Genomic DNA, 23,839 nt, shown 5'->3' on the forward strand with positions numbered 1-23,839 from the left:
CAGGCAGTTTTTCTTGCCAGCGCGCACAGGCTGTTTCTAACATCTTCAGGCAAGCTACAAGCCCGCTTCTATCTCTACGTCGCATCGAGACAGGAGCACCCATGGGCGCAACCGGGTAAGGCGACGGGTTTCAAGAATGAATATCACGTTTCTTCTGAACGGAGAGACAGTGGAGCTGGCGGATGTCGATCCGACGGCCACATTGCTGGATTGGCTGCGCGAGGATCGCGGTCTGACCGGCACGAAGGAAGGCTGCAACGAGGGCGATTGCGGGGCCTGCACCGTCATGGTGACGGATGAGGCCGGTGCCAAGGCGCTGAATTCCTGCATTCTTTTTCTGCCTCAACTGCACGGCAAGGCAGTGCGCACGGTCGAGGGGGCGAGCGGGCCCGACGGCGAGCCCCATCCCGTGCAGCAGGCGATGGTGGACCTTCATGGCTCGCAATGCGGATTCTGCACGCCCGGTTTCGTGATGTCGATGGTGGCCAGCCACGCCAACGGCGCGACGGATCATGACACGCAACTGGCCGGCAACCTCTGCCGCTGCACGGGCTACGCGCCGATCATCCGCGCGGCACAGGCCGTCGAAGACCAGCCGGTGCCGGTCTGGGTCAAGGACAAGCCGGTTGCAGCCAAGCCGTCCTCACCCCTTCTGCCGAAGTCATCCGACGAACTGGCCAAGGTCTTTGCCGCCCATCCCGGTGCAACTTTGATTGCGGGTGCCACCGATGTCGGCCTTTGGGTCACCAAGCAGCTGCGGAACCTGGACCCGGTGATCTTTCTGGGCGGCTGCGACGATCTGAAGGAGATCTCGATCACCGAAGACGAGGTGCACATCGGCGCGATGGTGGACATGAACCGCATGGGCGCGGCGATGGCCGATCTGCATCCGTCCTATGCCGAGATGATCCGGCGATACGCCAGCGTGCAGGTGCGCCATGCGGCCACGGTGGGCGGCAACATCGCCAACGGCTCGCCCATCGGGGACAACCCGCCCACCCTGATCGCGCTGGGGGCGACGCTGCATCTGCGCAAGGGGGACGCGCGGCGGTCGATCCCGCTGGAGGATTTCTTTGTCGATTACGGCAAGCAGGACCGCGCGCCCGGCGAGTTCGTCGAGGCGGTCAGCTTTGCGCGTCAGGCGGACCGGCTGAAATGCTACAAGCTGAGCAAGCGCTTCGATCAGGATATCTCGGCCGTGTGCGGCTGTTTCAATATCTTCGTGTCAGATGGCGTCGTGACGCAGGCGCGGATTGCGTTCGGCGGCATGGCGGGCATTCCGAAGCGGGCCGCGGCGGTCGAGGCCGCCTTGGTCGGCAAGCCTTGGACGCACGAGACCGTTCAGGCCGCGCTGCCGGCGTTTGACAGGGATTTCACGCCGCTGACCGACATGCGCGCCTCGGCCGAATACCGGCTGGAGACGGCCAGGGCGATGTTGGAGCGGTATTTCGCCGAAGATCAGGGCGAGTTGATCAACGTTCTGAAGGTGTCGGCATGAGCGTGACCAAGCCCCTGCCCCATGACGCCGCACCCCTGCATGTGTCGGGAACCGCCCGCTATGTTGACGACATTCCGACGCCCAAGGGCACTTTGCATCTGGCGTTCGGCCTGAGCCCGATCGCCAAGGGCCGGATCACGGCGATGGACCTGTCGGACGTCCGCGCGGCCCCGGGGGTCGTGATGGTGATAACCGCTGAGGACCTGCCCTTTGCCAATGACGTCTCGCCCTCGATCCATGACGAACCATTGCTGTCCGACGGCACCGTGAATTACGTGGGCCAGCCCGTGTTTCTGGTTGTCGCCACCAGCCATCTGGCGGCGCGCAAGGCGGCACGGCTGGGCAAGATCGACTATGCCGAGGAAACGCCGATCCTGACGATCGAAGAGGCTCTGGCCGCAGACAGCCGGTTCGAGGACGGCCCCCGCATCTATGCCAAGGGTGATGCGGAAGCCGCCATCGCGCAGGCGTCGCATGTGATCGAAGGCACGTTCGAGATCGGCGGGCAGGAGCATTTCTATCTGGAAGGTCAGGCCGCGTTGGCGGTGCCGAATGAAGGCAGCGACATGCTGGTGCATTCCTCGACCCAGCACCCGACCGAGATTCAACACAAGGTGGCTGACGCTTTGGGCGTTCCCATGCACGCGGTGCGGGTCGAAACCCGGCGGATGGGCGGCGGGTTCGGTGGCAAGGAAAGCCAAGGCAACGCCCTGGCCGTGGCCTGCGCAGTTGCGGCACGGGCAACCGGTCGAGCCTGCAAGATGCGCTATGACCGGGATGATGACATGACCATCACCGGCAAGCGCCACGCCTTCCGCATCAGCTACAAGGCCGGCTTTGACGAAAACGGCCACATTCAGGGTGTTTCCTTCCTGCACTACGCCATCTGCGGTTGGGCGCAGGACCTGTCGCTGCCGGTCGCCGACCGCGCGATGCTGCATTCCGACAACGCCTACCTTCTGCCCAACGCGCGGATCGAGAGCCATAGGCTGAAGACCAACACACAGTCCGCAACCGCCTATCGCGGCTTTGGTGGGCCGCAGGGCATGGTCGGCATCGAGCGGGTGATGGATCACGCCGCGCATGTGCTGGGTCTGGACCCGGTCGAACTGCGGCGGCGGAACTACTATGAACCGGCGCATGCAGGCGTTGAAGAACCGGTGCGGGACAAGCCGCTGGGCCACCCGGATCCGCATGAGGATCTGACCAGCCGCGGCGCCGTCGAAACCGGCCGCTCGGTGGTGCGGCCAGTGCCCGCGGGTGGGAACACCACCCCCTATGGCATGGAAGTCACCGATTTCGAGCTGCATCCCATGACCGAAGCCTTGCTGGAGTCCTGCGATTACGCAACCCGCAAGGCGGCGGTCGAGAAGTGGAATGCCGAAAACCGCGTGATCAAGAAGGGCATCGCCTTTTCACCGGTCAAGTTCGGGATTTCCTTCACTCTCACCCACCTGAATCAGGCCGGGGCGCTGGTGCATGTCTATCAGGACGGCTCGGTCCACCTGAACCATGGCGGCACCGAGATGGGTCAGGGCCTGTTCCAGAAAGTGGCGCAGGTGGCGGCCGCGCGGTTCGGCATTCCGCTGGAGATGGTGAAGATCACCGCGACCGATACCGCCAAAGTGCCCAACACCTCGGCCACGGCGGCCTCGTCCGGCAGCGATCTGAACGGGATGGCGGTCAAGGCCGCCTGCGACACGATCCGCGACCGGATGGCCGCCTATCTAGCCGAGCGGCATCAGACCGATCCATCGGCGGTCGTCTTTGCCGATGGCCGGGTCAGTGTGGGCGAGGAAAGCTACAGCTTTGCCGAAGCCGCGGCGCTGGCCTATCAGGGGCGTGTCAGCCTGTCGGCAACCGGGTTCTACAAGACCCCCAAGATCGAGTGGGACCGGATCGCCGGACGCGGGCGCCCGTTCTTCTATTTCGCCTATGGAGCTTCGGTGACCGAAGTCGCCGTGGACACTCTGACCGGCGAGAACCGCATCCTTCGGACGGATATCCTGCATGATGCGGGTGCTTCGCTGAACCCTGCGCTGGATATCGGGCAGGTCGAGGGCGGCTATGTGCAAGGTGCGGGCTGGCTGACGACCGAGGAACTGGTCTGGGACGACAAAGGCCGGCTGCGCACCCATGCGCCATCGACCTACAAGATCCCCGCCTGTTCGGACCGACCGGGTGTGTTCAACGTTGCGCTTTGGGATGGTCAGAACCGCGAAGACACCATCTATCGCTCAAAAGCAGTGGGCGAGCCGCCTTTCATGCTGGGCATCTCGGCCTGGCTGGCGTTGTCGAACGCGGTTGCGGCCTGCGGCGACGGGTATCCTGCGATCAATGCCCCGGCCACCGCCGAAGAGGTCTGGACCGCCATTCAACGCATGCGTGGAGGTACCTGATGGGATTTGACCGGGAGACTTTGAGGGAGGCGGTCAAGACGCATGGCAAGGTGACCCGCGTGGTCATTGCCGCAATCCGAGGCTCGTCCCCGCGCGAGGTCGGCGCCGCGATGCTGGTCTGGAAGGGCGGGCAATCCGGCACGATCGGGGGCGGCACGCTGGAGTATCAGGCGACTGAGGCCGCCCGGGTCCAGCAAAGCCCAACCTGCCTGTCCCGCCATGCGCTGGGTCCCGACCTCGGGCAATGCTGTGGCGGTGCCGTAACACTGCTGAGCGAGGTCTATGACCTGAAATCCATCGATGCCCTGGACGATACCGTCATCGCACGCCCGACTGCCGGTGGTGACATGCCATTGTCGGTCAAGCGGCTGCTGGCAACCGCACGCGCACAGGGTATCGCGCCTGACCCGCAATTGCTTGACGGCTGGATGATCGAGCCGGTGCACACACCGACCCGCCAATTGTGGATCTGGGGGGCCGGTCATGTCGGACGGGCGCTTGTGGATGTGCTGTCGCCTCTCCCCGATCTTGCCATCACTTGGGTAGACACCGCCGCCGACCGGTTTCCAGCTGACATCCCAGCAGGTGTAACCGTGGTTCCGGCAGCGAACCCGGCCGACCTCGTGCGCCACGCACCGGTCCAAGCCGAGCACTTGGTGCTGACTTATTCACACAATCTGGATCTGGAACTGTGCAACCGGCTATTGACGCACGGTTTTCACTTTGCCGGGCTGATCGGCTCGGCTACGAAATGGGCGCGATTCCGTTCGCGCCTGGCTGCGCTGGGTCACTCACCGGCTCAGATCGCCCGGATCACCTGCCCGATCGGTGACCCATCGTTGGGCAAGCACCCGCAGATGATCGCAGTTGGTGTGGCAGCGCAAATCCTGCGCCCCGCCCGACAGAACGACTTGAAGAAGGACCAGAGCGCGTGACCACTCCACTACTGAGCTTGCAGGGGCTGACAAAGGCCTATCCCGGCGTCGTGGCCAACGACCACGTGTCCTTTGACATCGGTGAGGGCGAAGTTCACGCCCTGCTGGGCGAAAACGGTGCAGGAAAATCCACGCTGGTGAAGATGATCTACGGGCTGGTCAAGCCGGACAGCGGCACGATGCTGTTGCGCGGCCAACCCTATGCGCCGGCCGAGCCGCGCGCGGCCCGTGCCGACGGCATCGCCATGGTGTTCCAACATTTTTCGCTGTTTGACGCGCTGAACGTGGCCGAAAACATCGCCCTGGGCATGGAAAGCCCGCCACCGATGGGTGATCTGGCATCGCGCATTCGCGAGGTCTCGGAGACCTATGGCCTGCCGCTGGATCCGTATCGTCGGGTTGGTGACCTGTCCGCCGGTGAACGCCAGCGAGTTGAGATCATCCGCTGCCTGCTGCAGGAGCCTAAGCTGCTGATCATGGACGAACCGACCTCGGTCCTGACCCCGCAGGAGGTAGATATCCTGTTCGAAACACTGAAAAAGCTGCGGTCGGAGGGAACCTCGATCCTGTACATCTCGCACAAGCTGGAGGAAATCCGCACGCTGTGCGACCACGCCACCATTCTGCGGCTGGGCAAGAACGTGGGTGAATGCACACCCAGCGAAACATCCGCCCGCGACATGGCCGAAATGATGGTGGGCTCAGCCCTTCAGACTCCTGAACGGGCCGAGCGCGAGTTCGGACCCGTCGCGCTGGATGTTTCCGGGCTTTCGGTTCCGTCCCCTTCCGAATTCGGGACCGCGCTGAAGAACGTGCACCTGACCGTCCGTAAGGGCGAAGTCCTTGGCATCGGCGGCGTGGCCGGCAACGGTCAGGACGAACTGCTGGGCGTTTTGTCCGGTGAAATCCTGACGGACGCGGATGCGATCCGCTTCAACGGCCAGCCGATCGGCAAACTGGGTCCGACGGCCCGGCGCAGACTGGGTGTACTGACGGCCCCAGAAGAGCGGTTGGGACATGCCGCAGCGCCGGACATGAGCCTGACGGAAAACGCTCTGCTGACCGGCTCGGTGCGCGAGTCCCTGGAGAAGAACGGTTTTTTGAAATGGGCCGACACCCGCGTTTTTGCGGAGAAGATCATTCAGGCATTCGACGTGCGGACCCCGGGGCCGGAAAACGCCGCGCGGTCGCTGTCGGGTGGCAACCTGCAGAAATTCGTAATCGGCCGAGAAGTCCTGCAAAACCCCGAAGTTCTGGTCGTGAACCAGCCGACCTGGGGCGTCGACGCCGCCGCAGCCGCTGCAATCCGTCAGGCCATTCTGGACCTTGCGGCCAAGGGAACGGCGGTGGTCTGCATCAGCCAGGATCTGGATGAACTGATGGAGATTTCCGACAGTTTCGCCGCCTTGAACGAAGGGCGCCTCAGCGCTCCGCGACCCACAACTGGCCTGACCGTCGAAGAGATCGGTCTGATGATGGGCGGCGCGCATGGGATGGAGGTGGCCCATGTGTAACCTACGGTGCCGCCTCTGGCGCAATAATCCAAAAAAGACGAAGACTTTGGGGGGATGAGCAAATGATAGTGTTGGAGAAACGGCCACAGCCGTCCAAGGCGTGGTCTTATGCCACCCCTCTGGTCGCAGTGCTGGCGACCATGGTTTTCGGCGGGTTGCTGTTTGCAATTCTGGGCAAGAACCCGGTCGAAGCCATCGGAACCATCTTCTGGGAACCCCTGTTCGGCGAGTTCTCATTCTACTACCGACCGCAACTGCTGGTGAAAGGCGCACCGTTGGTTCTGATCGCCATTGGTCTGTCGCTGGGTTTCCGCGCCGGTATCTGGAATATCGGCGCCGAGGGCCAGTACATCATGGGCGCTATCTTCGGCGCCGCGGCCGGCCTCGCCTTCTACCCTCTGGATGCGTGGTACGTCTTTCCCATCATGGTGATCGCCGGCGCGTTCGGCGGCTGGATCTGGGCGATGATCCCGGCCCTGCTCAAGGTTCGGTTTGGAACCAACGAGATTCTCGTTTCCCTGATGTTGGTTTACGTGGCCGAGCAATTTCTGGCCTCGATGTCGCTGGGTCTGCTGAAAAACCCTGAGGGGTTCGGGTTTCCCGGCTCGCGCAACCTGCAATCCTATGAAAGTGCCCACAATGCCGAACTGTTTGCCGGAACAGGCATGCACTGGGGCGTCGTCGCGGCCTTTATCGCGGTGATCTTTGCCTATGTGCTGCTGAACCGGCACATGCTGGGGTTTCACATCCGCCTCACGGGCGAAGCTCCGCGCGCGGCACGATTTGCCGGCGTAAATCCCCCGCGGCTGATCCTGTTTTGCCTGGGGCTGTCGGGCGCGCTGGCCGGTCTTGCCGGTATGTTCGAGGTCTCGGGCCCGTCCGGCGTGGTCAGCATCGACTTCAACGTGGGCTACGGCTTTACCGCGATCATCGTGGCGTTTCTGGGCCGCCTGCACCCGGTGGGCATCCTGCTGGCCGGCGGCCTGATGGCGCTGACCTATATCGGTGGCGAAATCGCACAATCCCAGCTGGGGCTGCCCGCTGCGGCCATCCAGGTGTTCCAGGGAATGCTTCTGTTCTTCCTGCTGGCCTTCGATCTTTTGACCAACTACCGCATCCGTGCGGCCCGTAGCGAGGTGGCGTGACCATGGACCTTGGAGAAATTAATCCTGTTCTTTTGCTGGCCTCATTGATGGTTGCCGCAACCCCGCTTCTGCTTGCGGCAATCGGAGAGCTTGTCGTCGAAAAGGCCGGTGTTCTGAACCTCGGCGTCGAAGGCATGATGATCGTGGGCGCAATCAGCGGATTTGCGATCTCGGTCGAGACAGGCTCGCCATGGTTGGGTTTTGTCGCGGCGGCCGTTGGCGGTGCGCTGTTGTCGCTGCTGTTCGTTCTGCTGACCCAGTTCGCGCTGGCGAACCAGGTGGCCAGCGGTCTTGCGCTGACGCTGTTTGGCTTGGGCTTCAGTGCCCTTCTGGGCCAAAGCTATGTGGGCATCAAACCGCCCAGCATGGGGGACATCCATATCCCGCTGCTCAGCGATATTCCGGTTATCGGTCCGATCCTGTTCCAACATGATCCGATCCTCTATCTCGGGATCGCGTTGACGGCAGCGGTATGGGCCACTCTGAAATACACCCGCGTCGGGCTTATCCTTCGTGCGGTGGGTGAGAACCATGATGCAGCGCATGCTCTCGGCTACAAGGTCATCAAGATCCGCATTATGGCGATCCTGTTCGGCGGGGCCTGTGCGGGGCTTGGCGGTGCATATATCAGCCTGATCCGGGTCCCTCAATGGACCGAAGGCATGACCGCCGGAGTCGGCTGGATCGCTCTGGCTCTGGTGGTGTTTGCCAGCTGGAAACCGTGGCGTGCCTTGCTGGGTGCCTATTTGTTTGGCGGAATCACGGTCTTGCAGCTTAATCTGCAGGCAGCGGGCGTTGCCATACCTGTCGAGTATCTGGCAATGTCGCCCTACATCATCACGATCCTTGTGCTTGTGATCCTTTCGGCCGACAAGAGCAGCGCACCTGCCTCACTGGGCCGGACCTTCCACGCCTCGCACTAGGGGCCAACTGTACCAACTTGGGGAGTAACTAAATGAAATTCACTTCACTTCTGGCAAGCGCCGCCATGGCACTTGGCCTTGCCACGGGCGCCGTGGCCGAGGACAAGACAAAGGTCGGTTTCGTCTATGTCGGCCCGGTGGGCGACGGCGGCTGGACCTATGAACACGACAAGGGCCGTCAGGCCGTCGAGAAGCACTTTGGCGACAAGGTCGAAACCGTGTACGTGGAATCGGTGCCCGAAGGCCCGGATGCCGAGCGCGTCATGACCCAGATGGCGCTGGAAGGTGCGGACCTGATCTTCACCACCTCGTTCGGCTACATGGACCCGACCATCAACGTGGCCAAGAAATTCCCGGACGTGAAATTCGAACACGCCACGGGTTACAAGACCGCCGACAACGTGTCGGTCTACTCGGCCCGTTTCTATGAGGGTCGCGCTGTCCAAGGTCATATCGCCGGCAAGATGACCAAGTCGAACATCATCGGCTACATCGGTTCGTACCCGATCCCCGAAGTGATCCGCGGCATCAACTCGGCCTTCATCCACGCCAAGAAGGTGAACCCGGATGTCGAGTTCAAGATCGTCTGGGCCTACACTTGGTTCGATCCGGCGAAAGAGGCCGATGCGGCGAAGGTTCTGATCGAACAGGGCGCCGACGTGATCCTGCAGCACACGGACTCGACCGCACCGCAGGCGGCCGCACAAGAAGCCGGCAACGTGATCACTTTCGGCCAGGCCTCGGACATGAGCGAATATGCTCCGATGCCGCGCGTCAGCTCGATCATCGACAACTGGGCGCCCTACTACATCGCGCGCACCCAGGCCGTGATGGACGGCACCTGGGAGTCGGTGAACACCTGGGACGGCATCAAGGAAGGCATGGTTGAAATTGGCGAGATTTCCGACGCCGTTCCGGCCGACGTCAAGGAAGAGGCGCTGGCCCTGAAAGCCGCGATTGCAGATGGCAGCTATCACCCGTTCACCGGGCCGCTGAACAAGCAAGACGGCAGCGCCTGGCTGGCCGAGGGTGAAGTGGCCGATGATGGCACTCTGGCCGGCATGAACTTCTATGTCGAAGGGCTGGAAGGCGACATCCCGCAATAAGTGGGACATGTACTGTCAACAAACCCAAAGCCCGCCGGAAACGGCGGGCTTTTTCAGTTCCCGGAACGGTTGCCGAAACTGCGCGCTGCCAACACGATCCGGGATGTGGCGGTCAGGAAACACAAGCTGCCGAATATCCACGCCAAAGCGGCAAACGCATCTGGCACCAGACACAAAAGAACAAGGAAACCGATCGTTTCGGCCCCCTCCAGCAAACCACCGGAAAAATACAGGGCCTTCTGCCCTCTGGCGTCGGTCTTCAAACCGTGCCGATCGGCCAGCAGCGAAAAGCCCAGAAAACTGGTGCCGTTGAAATAGAAGGACAGCAAAAGGAAAGCACCGGCCACGCCATTGGAAGCCGAGTCAGCCAGAATAAATGCGAACGGGATCGCGCCGTAGAACAGAAAGTCGCAGGTGATATCCAGATAACCACCGAAATCGGTGCCACCCCGGGCACGCGCAACGGCACCGTCCAGGCCATCCGCGAGGCGCGACAGCAGTAAAGGCACCAACGCCCAGTACGTCGCGCCGGCCACGATCAGGCCCGCTGCGACCAAACCAAGTGCCAGCCCAATCAGCGTCACCTGGTTCGCCGTAAAGCCCAACCGCGCGAGAAAACGGCCCTGAGCGTTCAGGGCCGGGTCGATGATCGGGCGGATTTGCGCATCAAACATGTGCGCCAGTTAACCGGGGACAGGCGCCATTTCCAGACACAATAGCGCGAGAGCACTCACGTTCCCGCCATCAGTGACCGCTTAGAACCAGCGTGTTCACCGGCATCAGGATCAGACGCAATCGCAAACCTGCCGCATGAACCACACCGATCGTGTCCACGACATGCAGGAATGCCCTTTCCCAAAACCCCAGATCTTCGTGTTCAAGCCTGTCGTGATTGTCGGTGTAGACATTGGCAAGACAGTTGCTGCCCGGGGGGACCTTGTCGGCCAGCCCTTCATAAAGTGGCTCGAGGTACACGAGGATTGATCCGGGGGTTGTGTTCTGTTGAACGTCGCGCAATTCGTCGGTGGGCCGGATCTGCCCCGAAGGGATCACATCCTGCACCTGAACCACAACGACCGGAATCACCGTAAATGGCCGCGTCATACAGCCAAGTTCTCCGATCATTCCCGGTTTGATCACCTGCGCAGACATCTGGTTGAAAGCCGCCTGAAACCGGTCGCGGCCGGAATCCGTCGGAACCAGAATCCCCGCCGGGCGCATCAGCGGGCTGACAAAATCGCCGACCCGTAGCCCGAACTGTTCGACACGGCCCGTCACACCGGCGCTGATTGTCGTCTTGTCCAATTCGGCCAGAGCGGCATCCAGCTGCGCTTCGGCGCTGGACAACTGGGCAGGGATCAGTTCTTCGATCTCCTGAACAACGGCCGCCTTTTGGGATTGCGCGGCCAGAACCTTGGCCTCGCGCTCGGCGACAAGGTTCTCCAGTCGCTCGATCTCGGTCAGGCGGACTGCGCTGGATCCCTGATCGCGCAGGGTGGTGTTGCGCTCCAAATCCTCAAGCGCCTGCGCCAGCGCCGCCTGCGCGCCTGCAATACCGGCTTCGGCCTAGGCCAGATCCGTCTGAGCAACCTTCAGCGAGGCCTGTATCTGAGCAATCTGGGCATGTGCGGCTTCGACCTGCGCGCGCTGGGTGAAATCCTCGATACGGAAGATCGGCTGGCCCGCGGTGACCATTTGGTTGTTGGTGACATAGACCTCGGACACGCGCCCACCCAGTTGCGGAAGAATCGTCACGGTCCGGAAATAGGACGCCGCCGTTTTGCTTGCCGGATGGAAGTAGAACAGCGTGGTAATCACCGTCAGCGCAAGGATTGCGCAGGCGGTGAGCCCCCAGCGAAGTTCGTACCACATAGTGAACAGCGTGATTTCGTGACCAATCCGTTTTCCCTGAACGAAGCGTCGGAACAGAAAGTCGGGCAGAACGGTAACCAGTGCGCACAGAAATGTTTCGATCATGCGTCAGTGCTCCTGCGGAGCGGTGGGCTCAGGGTCCGGCTCGGCGGGCGGAGGAGACGCCCCGGGTGCCAGCGACCGAATTGCATCTGCAATCGCGCGCAGGGGCGCAGCAAAGTCAGGAAACTGAAAACCTGCAACCAGGATGGCGGCAACCCAGAATAACCCATTGTGCGTAAACAGGGCCAACAACGCCAGGATGCCAACCAACTGAAACTGCGGGTGGTTGTTCTCATGGGCCATCTTCTCGGGGATCGAATGCAACGTAAAATACGCGACACCGATCAGCAGGATCAGACCAACTGTGAAGATCACCATGAAATTGAAGAGAAAATCGCTGCCATCCGCCTGGGTCACATATGACGGAATGTGCCCTGTGGCCATTGGGTGTAGGTCTGCGGTGGTCACCCTGCCCTCCTGCGTTTTTGGTTGTGAATGTTTGGAAGGGTTGATGCTCAAATTCAACCCTGATTAAAACTTGGGACGACAATTGATCAAAGTCCCCCGTTCGCCGGGCTCATTTCAGGCACTCTCATGACACTCAGGCTTTCCAATCCCGACGGCACTGACATTGGCCGTTTCACTTTTGGCACGATGCAGTTCGGGGGCCGCGCCGATGCCGAACAAAGCCGGGCCATGTTCGACGCCTGTCGCGCGGCCGGCATCACGCATTTCGATACAGCTTATGTCTATACCGACGGTGCGTCGGAAACGTTGCTGGGCCAGATGATCGCGTCTCAGCGCCAGCAACTGACGATCGCCACCAAAGCGGGCTACACAGGCGGCGCCGGCGCGGCCAACATCCGTGCGCAGTTCGACATGTCCCGCAAACGTCTGGGTCAGGACATGGTCGACCTGCTGTACCTGCACCGGTTCGATCCGGACACCGATCTTGCCGAAACGATGGAGTGTTTTGCCCAGCTCAAAGATGCGGGCAAGATCCGCTATGTCGGCTTGTCCAACTTTGCAGCCTGGCAAGTGATGAAAGCCGTGCGCGTCGCCGCGGATTTCGACCTGACCATCGACGCGCTGCAACCGATGTACAACCTCGTCAAGCGGCAGGCCGAGGTCGAGATCCTGCCAATGTGTGCGGATCAAGGTATCTCGGTTTTTGCCTACTCGCCGCTGGGTGGCGGGTTGCTGACCGGAAAGTACACCGATGGCAGTGCAGCCGGCCGACTGTCCGAAGATGACCGATACGCCAGCCGCTATGGGGCTGAATGGATGGCCGAAACAGCTGCCGAGTTGGCCCTCTTGGGGCATCAGACCGGTGTGGATCCGGCGACGCTTGCCGTCGCTTGGGTTGCCGCCAGCCCGTTTGCCCCGTCGCCGATCATATCGGCCAGATCTGCCGAACAGCTGGCACCGTCGCTGGCTGCTCTGACGTTCGACCTTCCGGCCGAGCTCTATGCCCGCATCACGGCGCTCAGCCAGACACCGCCACCGGCGACGGACCGGCTGGAGGAGGTCCAGTGATTGATTTTCTGATCATCGGCGGCGGCATTGCCGGCCTAAGCGCCGGCGCGCGTCTGTCCGAGCATGGATCGGTAACCGTACTCGAGGCCGAGGACGCGCTGGGCTATCACGCCTCGGGGCGATCGGCGGCATTGTTCGAAGAAGGTTATGGCCCACCTTCGGTCGTGGCTCTGAACAAGGCCAGCGCCGAGTTCTTTTTTTCGAACGAGTATCTGACCCCGCGCGGGTTGATGCTGGTGGCCAAAAGTGATCAGGCCGAGCAGTTCCGCAAAGACCTGAGTGAGCTGGGAATGACAGAAATCTCAGTCGCCGATGCGATGGTCCATGTTCCGGTCCTGAACCCGGAAACCGTCGCATACGCGGCGCTGAGTGAGGGCGCTTACGACATCGACACCGACCGCGTGCTGCAGGATTTCGCCCGCACCATTCGCGCCAACGCAGGATCGGTACTGACCCGCCAAAAAGTGGCGCGGATCCGCAAGGACGGCCATTGGCTGGTGGAAGCGGCCGAGGTCTTTCAAGCGCGCACCATCGTCAATGCCGCTGGCGCGTGGGCGGACGAGGTCGCAAGGATGGCCGGGATCGCACCGATCGGAATCACGCCGCGCCGCCGTTCCATGGCCCGGCTGCCGGCACCTGGGGGCCATGATGTGAAAAACTGGCCGATGATGCTGGGCGCGGGTGAGACCTGGTACGCCAAACCGGATGCCGGCAAGCTATTGGTGTCACCGTCCGAGACCGACCCGGTCGAACCGCATGACGCCTATGCCGACGATATGGTGCTGGCCGAGGGCCTGGCCCGATACGAAGAAATGGTGACCAGCCCGGTCACCCGTGTCGAGACCAATTGGGCCGGGCTGCGCAGCTTTGCCCCGGATGGCACGCTTGTTCTGGGCCCCGACCCGTCGGATGAAACTTTTGTCTGGTCTGCCGGTCAGGGAGGGTACGGGTTTCAAACCGCACCGGCCGCGTCGCGATTGGTTGCTGATCTTGCGCTGGGCCGCGCGCCCGAGTTGGATGCCGCGATGGTTTCCGCGCTTTCCGTGTCCCGGTTACGCTGATGGGCGGGCGGAAACTGCCTCCGACGGCAAGCGTCGCCTCTCAGGGTGACGGCGCCAAGATGATCGCTCCTGCGGCCAGCCGAAATACGGACGCCTTGTGCGCGTTGCTGGCTGAGATGCCCATCGCAACTGGAAACGCATTGGAACTGGCCAGCGGTACGGGCCAACACGTCGCCGCATTTGCCCGTATCTTTCCCGACCTCACTTGGCAGCCGAGCGAGATCGATCCCGCCCGCCGGGCCAGCATCGACGCCTATGGGGAGGACCTGCCAAACATCATTCCCGCCGTCGAGCTGGACGCAACCCTGCCCGGGTGGCACCACAACTTTGGCAACCAGAACCTTATCATTCTGATCAACCTCCTGCATTTGATCAGCTGGAAAGAAGCCCGGAATGTTCTGTCCGAGGCCGCATTGGCCCTTGGCCCCGGGGGGCGGTTCGTTCTCTACGGACCGTTCATGCGCCAGGGCAAGCTGATCAGCGACGGCGACCGACGCTTTCATGCCGACCTGACCCGGCGAGACCCCGAGATAGGCTACAAGGACGACAGCCAGATCAGCAACTATCTGGAAAGAACAGGGCTGCGAGTTGTCGGAGTGGTTCCAATGCCTGCGAACAATCTGGCTTTTGTCGCAGAAAAGCCCTCGATCTGATCAAGATCAAAGCCGTTCCGACGCCGCCGATACACATGCAAGATGTAATATGTAAAAGAGGCACAAGACATGACCTGGTCAGACAAGCTTGCTGAAACGCGCAGCGGATTGCGCAACCTGAACGGAGCCATACCAGATACCGCCCGCGCTTTCGGCGCGCTCGGGAAATCGGTCAAGGAAGGCGGAACACTGGACTTCAAGACCAAGGAGTTCATCGCCTTGGGCATGTCCATCGCAGTACGGTGCGAACCCTGCATTTCGTTGCACACCGAAACACTGGTCAAGGCCGGCGCTTCGCGTGAGGAATTCTCGGACGTTCTGGCCATGGCGATCCAGATGGGTGGCGGTCCGTCGATGATGTACGCAGCCAAGGCGCTGGAGTGCTTCGACGAACTCAGCGCATAGCCAAAAAAAGGCCCCGGAGTTGTCCGGGGCCTCTGTCCGATCAACCGTCCTTGCGGATGGTCTCGTTCTTGGGGTCATAGGGGCTGTCGCACGTCACGACCGCATCCCACAGCTGGTCCAGCATTTTGACCTTCAGTTTGGTACCTTCCACGGCCAGATCGGGCTTTACATAACCCATGCCGATGGATTTCTTGAAAGCCACCGAATACCCGCCCGAGGTCAGACGCCCCACGCGCTCACCTTCGGGCGTATACAGCGCCTCGCGGCCCCACGGGTCGGCATCCTCGGGCCCGTCGATCAGCAACGTGCAGCATTTCACGCGCACACCGGTTTCGATCAGCTTGTCCTTGCCGTGGAACTCCTTGTCCAAATCGACGAAACGCGGCAGGTCGGCCTCGAGCGGGGTGGCGTCGCGGCCCAGTTCGGTGCCGAAGGCGCGATAGGATTTCTCCTGACGCAGCCAGTTCTGAGCGCGGGCGCCGACCAGCTTCATGCCGTGCTTCTCGCCGGCCGTCTCCAGAAGGTCGAACAGGTAGTTCTGCATCTCAATCGGATGATGCAGTTCCCAGCCCAGCTCGCCGGTGTAGGCCACGCGAATCGCGTTGACCGGGCACATGCCCAGTTCGATCTGACGTGCCGACAGCCACGGGAAGCGCTTGTTCGACAGGGCGGTTTCCGGCTCGGCGTCCTTGATGACCTCTTTCAGCACGTCGCGCGATTTCGGCCCGGCGATGGCGAAAACGCCCCACTGGGTGGTCACGTCCTGGATCTCGATGTAGCCGAACTCGTCCATCTTGTCCTCGGCCGCCTTGCGCAGGAAGTCGGCGTCATACTCGGTCCAGGCACCGGCGGAGACGAGGTAATACTCGTGCTCTTTCAGGCGCACGATGGTGTATTCGGTGCGGGTGGTGCCGTGATCGGTCAGCGCATAGGTCAGGTTGATGCGCCCAACCTTGGGCAGCTTGTTGCAGGTGAACCAGTCGAGGAACTGCGTAGCGCCGGGGCCCTTGACGACATGCTTGGTGAAGGCTGACGCGTCGATCAGACCAACACCGTTGCGGATCGCCTTGGCTTCTTCGACGGCAAACTGCCACCATCCACCACGGCGGAAACTGCGGCTTTCCCTGTCGAAGTTGTCGGGGGCATCGACCGGGCCAAAATAGTTGGGGCGTTCCCAACCGTTGACCCACCCAAACTGCGCGCCGCGGGCTTTCTGACGATCATAAGCCGGAACGGTGCGCAGCGGACGGCAGGCCTCGCGCTCTTCGTCCGGGTGGTGCAGAATGTAGACGTGCTCGTAGCACTCTTCATTCTTGCGCGCGGCGAATTCGGTGGTCATCCAGTTGGACGAATAGCGTTTGGGGTCCAGCGAAGCCATGTCGATCTCGGCTTCGCCATCGACCATCATCTGCGCCAGATAATAGCCGGTGCCGCCGGCGGCGGTGATGCCAAAGCTGAACCCTTCGGCCAGCCACATATTTCGCAGGCCCGGCGCCGGGCCGACCAGCGGGTTGCCATCAGGCGTATAGCAGATGGGACCGTTGAAATCGTCCTTCAGGCCGGACTCGGCACAGGACGGGACACGCTCGGCCATGGCCATGTACTGATCGGCGATCCGGTCCAGATCCAGAGGGAACAGGTCAGCGCGGAAACTGTCGGGCACACCGTATTCGAAGCGTGCCGGGGCACCGTGCTCGTAGATGCCGAGGATCCAGCCGCCGCGCTCCTCACGTGCGTAGGATTCGTTGTCGGCGTCGCGCACGACCGGGTGTTCCGGATTGCCGGCTTCACGCCATTTCACCAGTTCCGGATCCTTGTCCATTACAATGAAGGTATGCTCGACCGGGATCGCGGGCATCTTGATGCCCAGCAGCTTGGCGGTACGCTGGGCATGGTTTCCCGAAGCGGTCACCACGTGCTCGGCGGTGATGACTACCTGCTCGTCGCTGGGGACAAGGTTGCCACCCTTTTCGACCATCTTGGTGCAGGTGACTTCCCAATGGGTTCCGTTCCAATGGAAGGCATCGGCCTGCATCTTGCGCACGATCTCGACACCGCGCTGGCGGGCGCCCTTGGCCATCGCCTGGGTCACGTCGGCCGGATTGATGTAACCGTCCTCGGTATGGTAAAGCGCGCCCTTCAGATCCGAGGTTTCGATCAGCGGCCAGCGCTCCTTGATCTGCTCGGGCGTCAACCATTCATATTTGACGTCGCAGGTCTCGGCAGTCGAGGCATAGAGCATGAACTCATCCATGCGGTCCTGCGTCTGCGCCATGCGCAGGTTTCCAACCACCGCGAACCCCGCGTTCAGGCCGGTTTCCTCTTCCAGCGTCTTGTAGAAATCCACCGAGTATTTGTGGATATGGGTAGTCGCATAGGACATGTTGAACAGCGGAAGCAGACCCGCAGCGTGCCAGGTCGAGCCCGAGGTCAACTCGTCCCTCTCGATCAGCATGACATCATCCCAGCCCGCCTTGGCCAGATGATAGGCTATCGAGGTCCCAACGGCGCCGCCGCCAACGACCAGTGCTTTGACTTGGGTTTTCATACGCCCGCTCTCCGGATTGAGTCTGTTTGGCAAGGTTTATGCCGAACGAGACCAATCAGCGCCAAGTCCATCCGACGCAAAACGGTGCAAAACCGACCTGCCGTACACGTTGGGACGCGAATCCGCGAACAGGCATACACCAACAGCCGATGGTTGCGTGCGCCTTCCCGGCCTGGTCAGACGATCTTGCCGGGGTTCATGATGTTGTCAGGATCCAGTGCGGCCTTGATCGCCGCCATGTACCGGGTCGCATCCCCAAGTTCCCGTACCAGATACGGTTTCTTGCCCTGCCCGATTCCATGCTCACCCGTGCAGGTCCCGTCCATCGAGATCGCCAGATCGTTGAGCCATCCGACAAACTGACTGGCCCGCGCCACTTCGTCGGCATTGTCCATGTCGATCAGCACCAGCGTGTGGAAGTTTCCGTCACCGACATGACCGACGACCGGGGCCAGCAGGTCCAACTCGGCTGCCTTGTCCTGAGCCATGGTGACGCATTCGGCCAAGCGCGAGATCGGGACGCAGACATCCGTCGAGATTCCGCGCGCTCCGGGCCGAAGCTGGAGGGACGCCCAATACATGTCGTGCCGCGCCTGCCAGAGCTTGGACCTTTCTTCGGTGCTGGCCGTGGCAACAAAGCCCGTGCCGCCAAAATCCTCGGCGATTTCGCCAAAGGTTTCGGCCTGCTCCGCTGCGCCGGCCTCCGAGCCATGAAACTCGAGAAGAAGCAACGGCGTTTCCGGCAGCTTCAGCCCGGAATACGCGTTGGCCGCCTTGACCGACATCGCGTCCAGCAGTTCGATCCGGGCAACCGGAACACCGAATTGTATGGTCGTCATCACGGCCTGACAGGCCGCATCAACCGTCGGGAAAGAACACCGGGCCGAGGTAATCGCCTCGGGGATGCCGTGCAGTTTCAAAGTCAGCTCCGTGATGATGCCCAGCGTGCCCTCGGCACCGACAAGCAAGCGGGTGAGATCGTAGCCGGCCGAAGATTTTTTGGCCCGGTGACCGGTACGGATGATTTTGCCATCAGGCATAACCGCCTCGAGGCTCAGGACATTGTCCTTCATCGTTCCATAGCGAACCGCATTGGTACCCGACGCCCGGGTCGCCGCCATCCCGCCCAATGAGGCATTGGCACCGGGATCGATCGGAAAGAACAGGCCCTTGTCGCGCAGATGGGTATTCAAGTCCTCGCGGGTGACCCCGGGCTGCACGACGCAATCCAGATCACCTTCGTTCACGGCCAAGACCCGGTTCATCTGGCCAAGATCGATGCAAACGCCGCCGGCCGGCGCGTTCACGTGGCCTTCCAGCGACGTTCCGGTGCCGAAAGGGATCACGGGAACCTTGTGCGCCGCACAGGTCTTGACGATGTCCGAGACCTCTTCGGTCGAATTGGGAAAGACCACCGCGTCCGGGCTTTGGTTTTCAATCCAGGTCGTGGTGTGCCCGTGCTGCTCGCGGACCGAAGCGCCGGTCTGCAACCGGTCCCCGAACCGCTGTTTCAGAATGCTGATGGCGGTGTCGATCCCCGCCGCATTGCGGAACAATGCTGTCGCTTCAACCATGGCAACCCTCCCTTGGCGCAGTGGCGCAGGCCCAGACAATGACTAGAAGGCCCACGCCACAGGAGCAATACCCATACGCTCCGACGTGATCACTCGCCCAGTGCGATCCCTTCTCGACGGGGATCGGCTCCGCCGTGCAGACCGTCGCGGATTTCGATGGCATGAAGGCCCGAGGTCAGATCCCGCGCGTTCACTTCAAAGCCCAGCTCGCCCAACATATCCGCGAAGCCTTCGGCGCTTGTGCCGACCTCGACATCATAGGTCCCGAAACGGTTCACCAGATGAGGAAGGGCGACCGCCTGCTGGACGTCCATACCCCAGTCCGCCCAGGCAATGATAGACTTTGCGACATAACCGATGATCCGGCTGCCACCCGGAGACCCGATCGCCAGAATCGGAAACCCGTCCTGCATGACAATCGTCGGACTCATTGAGGAACGGGGGCGTTTGCCCGGTTCGATCCGGTTGGCAATCGGAACCCCGTCCCTGTGGGTCCGGAAGGAAAAGTCGGTCAGTTCGTTGTTCAGCAGAAAGCCGTTGGTCATCAGACGCGAACCAAAACCGTTCTCGATTGTCGTGGTCATCGAAAGCACGTTTCCATAGGCGTCCACGATCGAAATATGGGACGTCGACGGCAGTTCGATCGAAGCATCGTCGGCCCAGTTCAGCGCGTGGTCAAACTCAGGATTTCCCGGCGCAACCTCGGTCAATGCCCCAGCGTCATTCAGCAACGCGGCACGCTCGGCCAGATAAGGCGGATCGATCAGGCCCTGCGTCGGCATCGGAATGAAATCACTGTCGGCCATGTAGCGACCGCGATCCGCGAAGGCCAGGCGCGAGGCATCGCCGATCAGCCGCCACGCTTCGGCGCTTTCGGGACCCATCCCCGCCAAATCGTAATTGTCGAGAATGCCAAGGATCTGCCCAACCGTCAGCGCGCCCGAGGACGGCGGACCCATCCCGCAGACCTCATAGCTGCGATAGGTGGCACAGATCGGCTCGCGCTCAATCACCTGATACAACGCCAGATCAACTCCGGACAGAACCCCCGGGTTACCCGGAGCGTTTCGGACAGTCCGCACGATGTCAGCCGCGATCTCTCCTCCATAAAAGCCCGCAGCCCCTTCGGACGCCAGAACGCGCAGGGTTTCGGCATAGTCTGGGTTGGTGAGGCGCTGACCCTGGGCCAGCGGCTCGCCGCCCGGCAGGAAGTAGTTGGCCGTGTCCGGGAAGCGTGCCAGACGTTCAGCGTCGGCCTGAATCAAGCCCGCCAGCCGGGGTGAAACGACAAACCCCTCGTCGGCCAATCGGATACCATCCTCGAACAGACCGGGCCAGGGGCTACGCCCCCAGCGCCGATGGGCTTCCTCCAACAATGCAGGCGTGCCGGGTGTCCCGACCGAAAGCCCGCCAACAACCGCGTCGAAGAATTTGAGCGGCTCGCCGTTTTCGTCTTGAAACAGGGTCGGGCTTGCCTCTCTCGGCGCGGTTTCTCGCCCATCCAAGGTGGTCAGGCGTCCGCTGGCCGCGTCGTACCAGACCAGAAAGGCACCCCCGCCCAAACCCGAGGACTGCGGTTCGACCAGGCCCAAGACAACCTGAACGGCGACCATTGCATCCGCTGCCGTTCCACCGGCAGCCAGAATCTTGGCACCCGCCTCGACGGCAAGCGGGTTGGCCGCCGCAACCATCCAGGTTTTAGCTTTGACGGGCACACCGTCGGCCTTGGCCTTCAGCGCGGCGATCACCTCGTCGGTCAAGGCCTGAACCTGGCCGTCGGATGCACCCTCGGGCGCGACCTCATCGGCGGTTTGCTGGGCAAACACTGGGCTCGCCAGGGTCAGCGCGCAGGCCACAACAGTAGGGAACCAATTGGAGCACATAATAAACCTCCTTATCCAAATACTGATTCTGACAGTGCACGGCACCGTACTGCCCCGCAACCATGTGTGGGGACGACCGCCAAAGACGGCAAAGCTCTGCCTTGCAAACAGCAGGAGCCCGTATGCCTTGGCGTGTTCTTACAGCATCGCGGGAACGACCTGATCAGGCGGCCGGTGCCCGTCTTCAAACGTCTTGATATTGATGATGACCTTTTCGCCCATCTCGATGCGACCCTCGAGCGTTGCTGACCCCATATGCGGCAGCAGCACGACATTCGGCAGCTGCCGAAGTCGGGGATTCACGTCGGTTCCGTGCTCGTAGACGTCCAGCCCGGCACCGGCGATCTCGCCCGCCCGGATCATCCGCGTCAACGCGTTTTCGTCCAACACCTCGCCCCGCGACGTGTTCACGATGACCGCCGTCGGCTTCATCAGCTTTAGACGTCGCGCGTTCATCAGATGAAATGACGACGGCGTTGATGGGCAGTTGATCGAGATCACGTCCATACGCGCCACCATCTGATCGAGGCTTTCCCAAAAGGTCGCCTCAAGATCCTGTTCTATTTCGGGACGCAACCGGCGGCGGTTGTGGTAGTGGACCTGCATTCCGAAGGCCCGGGCGCGGCGCGCGACGGCCTGTCCGATCCGCCCCATACCCAGAATGCCCAGACGCCGGCCTCCTATCCGCCCGCCAAGGAATGCCGTCGGCGCCCAGCCGGTCCAGTCCCCCTTTTGCATAACCGACAGACCCTCGGGAATCCGACGGGTTACGGCAAGGATCAGCGCCATCGTCATGTCGGCGGTATCGTCTGTCAGAACACCCGGCGTGTTCGAGACCAGGATGCCGCGCTGACGGGCCGTCGCGACATCGATATGGTCGACACCGGCGCCATAATTCGCAATCAGCCTCAGCCGCTCTCCGGCTTGGCCCAAAACACCCGCGTCGATCGTGTCCGTGATCGTCGGAACCAGCACATCGGCCTGTTTGACCGCCTCGACCAACTCGTCGCGCGTCATCGGTGTGTCGGTGTCCCGCAAACGGACGTCGAACAACTCGCTCAGACGTGTCTCGACCACTTCGGGCAACCGTCGCGTTACAACAACACTCAGACGTTCTCTTGGCACTTCAGCCCTCCTACCGCTTTGCATTCCGATGCGCGTCATGGCATCGTGGCGCAGGATCAGTCGGGGCACAAGAACCCCATGGGCATCGCTCCAACCTTTTTTGAAACACGGCAGACAGGCAAATCAGCGGGCAGGCAGTGAGTGCTTTCTTGAGGGCGAAACGCCCAGTTCTGGCATTTCTAATCACGCTTCTGTTCCTGACAGGCGCAATCGCGCACGCGCAGGAAAAACGTGGGCAGGTGACGAACCTGCCTTTGCCGCGCTACGTGTCGATGAAGGCGGCCGAGGCGAACGTACGCCGCGGCCCTTCGCTGACTCATCGTGTTGACTGGGTGTTCAAGCGACGCGGCATGCCACTTCAGGTGACGGCCGAATATGGCAACTGGCGCAAGGTTCAGGATCGCGACGGGGCCGGCGGATGGGTCCACTACGCTTTGTTGTCAGGTGTCCGCACGGTTCTGATTGAATCGGACATGCTGCCGGTCTACGCCAGCCCCGATCCCAAATCCCCGGTCAACGCTCATTTCGAAACAGGCGTCGTGGCCCGCTTGGGTACCTGCACGGTGGATTGGTGCCGCATTTCGGCCGGTGGCTATCGCGGCTGGACCCTCAAAAGCAATCTTTGGGGCGTGGAGCCCGACGAAATCCGGGAGTGAGACCCCTGCTCAGGCCGTCTCGCGGATGAAGGCCAGAACCGTTTCCGCAAGTTCTTGGGGCACGTCCTCCTGAAGGAAGTGACCGGCTTTCGGCAGCACAACATGGTTCTGTCCCGCCGCACCAGGGCAAAGTTTCTGAAAAACCCCATCCACCCCGGCCATGATCCTGTCCTCAGCACCAAAAGCCGTCAGGACAGGAGTTTGCAGACCGCGGATAACGTTCCAAGCCTGTCGGTTCGGTTCAGACTCGGGGTCGTCGGGGCGGTCAGGCACCAGCATCGGAAACTGTCGCGCCCCCGCCTTGTAACGATCGTCAGGGAACGGCGCGTCATAGGAAGCGACCTCGGCCTCGGTCAGCTTTGAAACCGTTCCGCCGTAGACGATGCGGCCGGCGCGGAAATCCGGCACCTCCTGGCTGAACTGTCGCCAGGCGGCAAACGCCTCGCCCAAGGGCTGGTCCCCGGTTGGTAAGGCCGTGTTGGCGACAACGACCCGGGCGAACCTGTCTGGCATCTCGGCCCACAGGCGCAACCCGATCAATCCGCCCCAGTCCTGACAGACCAGGGTGATGTCCCGCAGATCGAGTTGACGCAGGACCTCACCCATCCAGAAGACATGCCGCGCATAGGTATAGTCGTCGCGGTCGACGGGTTTGTCGGATCTGCCGAAACCCACAAGGTCCGGAGCGATGACCCGGTGGCCTGCGGCGGCGACTGACGGGATCATATGACGGTACAGATAAGACCAACTTGGTTCGCCGTGCATCATCAGTACTGGAGCTGCCGCGCGCGGCCCCTCGTCCAGATAGTGGACCCGCAACGCGCCGCCTTCAGTATCATCCACCTCAAAGTAGTTGGGTGCGAATTCATAGTCGGGCAGATTTTGGAACCGTTCGTCCGGTGTGCGCAACGCCTTCATACTCTGATCTCCCATGGTTTTTTTGACAGGCTAGCATTCCTGGCCC

General features: G+C 61.7%; 19 protein-coding genes and 1 pseudogene. 12 read left to right on the top strand and 8 right to left on the bottom strand.

Annotated features, from left to right (window positions below; genetic code table 11):
- The first annotated feature begins 136 nt into the window (after positions 1–136).
- From xdhA to K3752_RS12805, 7 genes are all read left to right on the top strand, one after another.
- The gene (xdhA, locus tag K3752_RS12775; protein WP_260063428.1) at positions 137–1,498 is read left to right on the top strand and encodes a xanthine dehydrogenase small subunit; all 1,362 of its coding nucleotides are present in this window, start codon (positions 137–139) and stop codon (positions 1,496–1,498) included.
- Positions 1,495–3,897 carry a xanthine dehydrogenase molybdopterin binding subunit gene (xdhB, locus tag K3752_RS12780; protein ID WP_260063429.1) on the top strand — a complete coding sequence of 801 codons (2,403 nt, stop codon included), beginning with the start codon at positions 1,495–1,497 and terminating at the stop codon, positions 3,895–3,897. Before xdhA ends, xdhB begins: the two co-directional genes overlap by 4 nt.
- On the top strand, positions 3,897–4,832 hold the full coding sequence (gene xdhC, locus K3752_RS12785) for a xanthine dehydrogenase accessory protein XdhC (RefSeq protein WP_260063430.1): 936 nt from the start codon (positions 3,897–3,899) through the stop codon (positions 4,830–4,832). The genes xdhB and xdhC overlap by 1 nt, the downstream gene beginning before the upstream one ends.
- Complete coding sequence (locus K3752_RS12790; RefSeq protein ID WP_260063431.1) at positions 4,829–6,346, top strand: ABC transporter ATP-binding protein; 1,518 nt, start codon at positions 4,829–4,831, stop codon at positions 6,344–6,346. The genes xdhC and K3752_RS12790 overlap by 4 nt, the downstream gene beginning before the upstream one ends.
- Positions 6,347–6,408: 62 nt before the next feature.
- Positions 6,409–7,491, top strand: a complete 1,083-nt coding sequence (locus tag K3752_RS12795) for an ABC transporter permease (protein ID WP_170337792.1) — start codon at positions 6,409–6,411, stop codon at positions 7,489–7,491.
- Positions 7,492–7,493: 2 nt separating this feature from the next.
- Complete coding sequence (locus K3752_RS12800; RefSeq protein ID WP_260063432.1) at positions 7,494–8,414, top strand: ABC transporter permease; 921 nt, start codon at positions 7,494–7,496, stop codon at positions 8,412–8,414.
- A gap of 32 nt (positions 8,415–8,446) precedes the next feature.
- Entirely contained in the window at positions 8,447–9,520 is a 1,074-nt protein-coding gene (locus K3752_RS12805) for a BMP family ABC transporter substrate-binding protein (protein WP_170337473.1), read from the top strand.
- Between the two features lie 53 nt (positions 9,521–9,573).
- On the opposite strand, the gene K3752_RS12810 is transcribed toward K3752_RS12805, so the two are convergent.
- The 3 genes and pseudogenes from K3752_RS12810 to K3752_RS12820 all read right to left on the bottom strand — a co-directional run bounded on the left by K3752_RS12810 (position 9,574) and on the right by K3752_RS12820 (position 11,902).
- A complete protein-coding gene (locus K3752_RS12810; protein WP_170435388.1) occupies positions 9,574–10,194 on the bottom strand; it encodes a CDP-alcohol phosphatidyltransferase family protein in 621 nt (206 codons plus the stop codon).
- Positions 10,195–10,264: 70 nt separating this feature from the next.
- Positions 10,265–11,497, bottom strand: a pseudogene (locus K3752_RS12815) (HlyD family secretion protein).
- Positions 11,498–11,500: 3 nt separating this feature from the next.
- The gene (locus K3752_RS12820) at positions 11,501–11,902 is read right to left on the bottom strand and encodes a hypothetical protein (protein WP_409233602.1); all 402 of its coding nucleotides are present in this window, start codon (positions 11,900–11,902) and stop codon (positions 11,501–11,503) included.
- 126 nt (positions 11,903–12,028) lie between these two features.
- Here K3752_RS12820 and K3752_RS12825 point away from each other — a divergent pair, with 126 nt between their 5' ends.
- From K3752_RS12825 to K3752_RS12840, 4 genes are all read left to right on the top strand, one after another.
- Positions 12,029–12,970 carry an aldo/keto reductase gene (locus K3752_RS12825; RefSeq protein ID WP_260063433.1) on the top strand — a complete coding sequence of 314 codons (942 nt, stop codon included), beginning with the start codon at positions 12,029–12,031 and terminating at the stop codon, positions 12,968–12,970.
- The gene (locus K3752_RS12830; protein WP_260063434.1) at positions 12,967–14,031 is read left to right on the top strand and encodes an FAD-binding oxidoreductase; all 1,065 of its coding nucleotides are present in this window, start codon (positions 12,967–12,969) and stop codon (positions 14,029–14,031) included. The genes K3752_RS12825 and K3752_RS12830 overlap by 4 nt, the downstream gene beginning before the upstream one ends.
- Positions 14,031–14,684: a class I SAM-dependent methyltransferase gene (locus K3752_RS12835; protein WP_260063435.1), complete on the top strand. Its 654-nt coding sequence runs from the start codon at positions 14,031–14,033 to the stop codon at positions 14,682–14,684. The genes K3752_RS12830 and K3752_RS12835 overlap by 1 nt, the downstream gene beginning before the upstream one ends.
- Positions 14,685–14,753: 69 nt before the next feature.
- Entirely contained in the window at positions 14,754–15,089 is a 336-nt protein-coding gene (locus tag K3752_RS12840; RefSeq protein WP_170362836.1) for a carboxymuconolactone decarboxylase family protein, read from the top strand.
- A gap of 40 nt (positions 15,090–15,129) precedes the next feature.
- Here the strand turns inward: K3752_RS12840 and K3752_RS12845 are convergent, their stop codons facing one another.
- The 4 genes from K3752_RS12845 to K3752_RS12860 form a co-directional block, all read right to left on the bottom strand.
- Complete coding sequence (locus K3752_RS12845; RefSeq protein ID WP_260063436.1) at positions 15,130–17,637, bottom strand: FAD-dependent oxidoreductase; 2,508 nt, start codon at positions 17,635–17,637, stop codon at positions 15,130–15,132.
- A 176-nt stretch (positions 17,638–17,813) separates the two neighbouring features.
- Positions 17,814–19,211, bottom strand: coding sequence for an FAD-binding oxidoreductase (locus tag K3752_RS12850; protein WP_260063437.1), 1,398 nt, complete (start codon positions 19,209–19,211; stop codon positions 17,814–17,816).
- An 89-nt stretch (positions 19,212–19,300) separates the two neighbouring features.
- A complete protein-coding gene (gene ggt / locus K3752_RS12855) occupies positions 19,301–21,094 on the bottom strand; it encodes a gamma-glutamyltransferase (protein WP_260063438.1) in 1,794 nt (597 codons plus the stop codon).
- 138 nt (positions 21,095–21,232) lie between these two features.
- Entirely contained in the window at positions 21,233–22,219 is a 987-nt protein-coding gene (locus K3752_RS12860) for a D-glycerate dehydrogenase (protein ID WP_260063439.1), read from the bottom strand.
- A gap of 182 nt (positions 22,220–22,401) precedes the next feature.
- Here K3752_RS12860 and K3752_RS12865 point away from each other — a divergent pair, with 182 nt between their 5' ends.
- A complete protein-coding gene (locus K3752_RS12865; RefSeq protein WP_260066315.1) occupies positions 22,402–22,875 on the top strand; it encodes an SH3 domain-containing protein in 474 nt (157 codons plus the stop codon).
- 9 nt (positions 22,876–22,884) lie between these two features.
- Here K3752_RS12865 and K3752_RS12870 read toward each other — a convergent pair whose 3' ends face one another.
- Positions 22,885–23,793 carry a haloalkane dehalogenase gene (locus tag K3752_RS12870; RefSeq protein WP_260063440.1) on the bottom strand — a complete coding sequence of 303 codons (909 nt, stop codon included), beginning with the start codon at positions 23,791–23,793 and terminating at the stop codon, positions 22,885–22,887.
- Positions 23,794–23,839: the final 46 nt, after the last annotated feature.

The organism is Ruegeria sp. B32, assembly GCF_025141855.1.
GTDB classification, from domain to species: Bacteria; Pseudomonadota; Alphaproteobacteria; order Rhodobacterales; family Rhodobacteraceae; genus Ruegeria; species Ruegeria arenilitoris.

Excerpts from the sequence above, each read along its gene's own strand:
- xdhA (WP_260063428.1), top strand. The coding sequence starts at position 137 with ATGAATATCACGTTTCTTCTGAACGGAGAGACAGTGGAGCTGGCGGAT.
- xdhB (WP_260063429.1), top strand. The coding sequence starts at position 1,495 with ATGAGCGTGACCAAGCCCCTGCCCCATGACGCCGCACCCCTGCATGTG.
- xdhC (WP_260063430.1), top strand. The coding sequence starts at position 3,897 with ATGGGATTTGACCGGGAGACTTTGAGGGAGGCGGTCAAGACGCATGGC.
- K3752_RS12795 (WP_170337792.1), top strand. The coding sequence starts at position 6,409 with ATGATAGTGTTGGAGAAACGGCCACAGCCGTCCAAGGCGTGGTCTTAT.
- K3752_RS12800 (WP_260063432.1), top strand. The coding sequence starts at position 7,494 with ATGGACCTTGGAGAAATTAATCCTGTTCTTTTGCTGGCCTCATTGATG.
- K3752_RS12805 (WP_170337473.1), top strand. The coding sequence starts at position 8,447 with ATGAAATTCACTTCACTTCTGGCAAGCGCCGCCATGGCACTTGGCCTT.
- K3752_RS12810 (WP_170435388.1), bottom strand. The coding sequence starts at position 10,194 with ATGTTTGATGCGCAAATCCGCCCGATCATCGACCCGGCCCTGAACGCT.
- K3752_RS12825 (WP_260063433.1), top strand. The coding sequence starts at position 12,029 with ATGACACTCAGGCTTTCCAATCCCGACGGCACTGACATTGGCCGTTTC.
- K3752_RS12835 (WP_260063435.1), top strand. The coding sequence starts at position 14,031 with ATGGGCGGGCGGAAACTGCCTCCGACGGCAAGCGTCGCCTCTCAGGGT.
- K3752_RS12840 (WP_170362836.1), top strand. The coding sequence starts at position 14,754 with ATGACCTGGTCAGACAAGCTTGCTGAAACGCGCAGCGGATTGCGCAAC.
- K3752_RS12845 (WP_260063436.1), bottom strand. The coding sequence starts at position 17,637 with ATGAAAACCCAAGTCAAAGCACTGGTCGTTGGCGGCGGCGCCGTTGGG.
- K3752_RS12850 (WP_260063437.1), bottom strand. The coding sequence starts at position 19,211 with ATGGTTGAAGCGACAGCATTGTTCCGCAATGCGGCGGGGATCGACACC.
- ggt (WP_260063438.1), bottom strand. The coding sequence starts at position 21,094 with ATGTGCTCCAATTGGTTCCCTACTGTTGTGGCCTGCGCGCTGACCCTG.
- K3752_RS12870 (WP_260063440.1), bottom strand. The coding sequence starts at position 23,793 with ATGAAGGCGTTGCGCACACCGGACGAACGGTTCCAAAATCTGCCCGAC.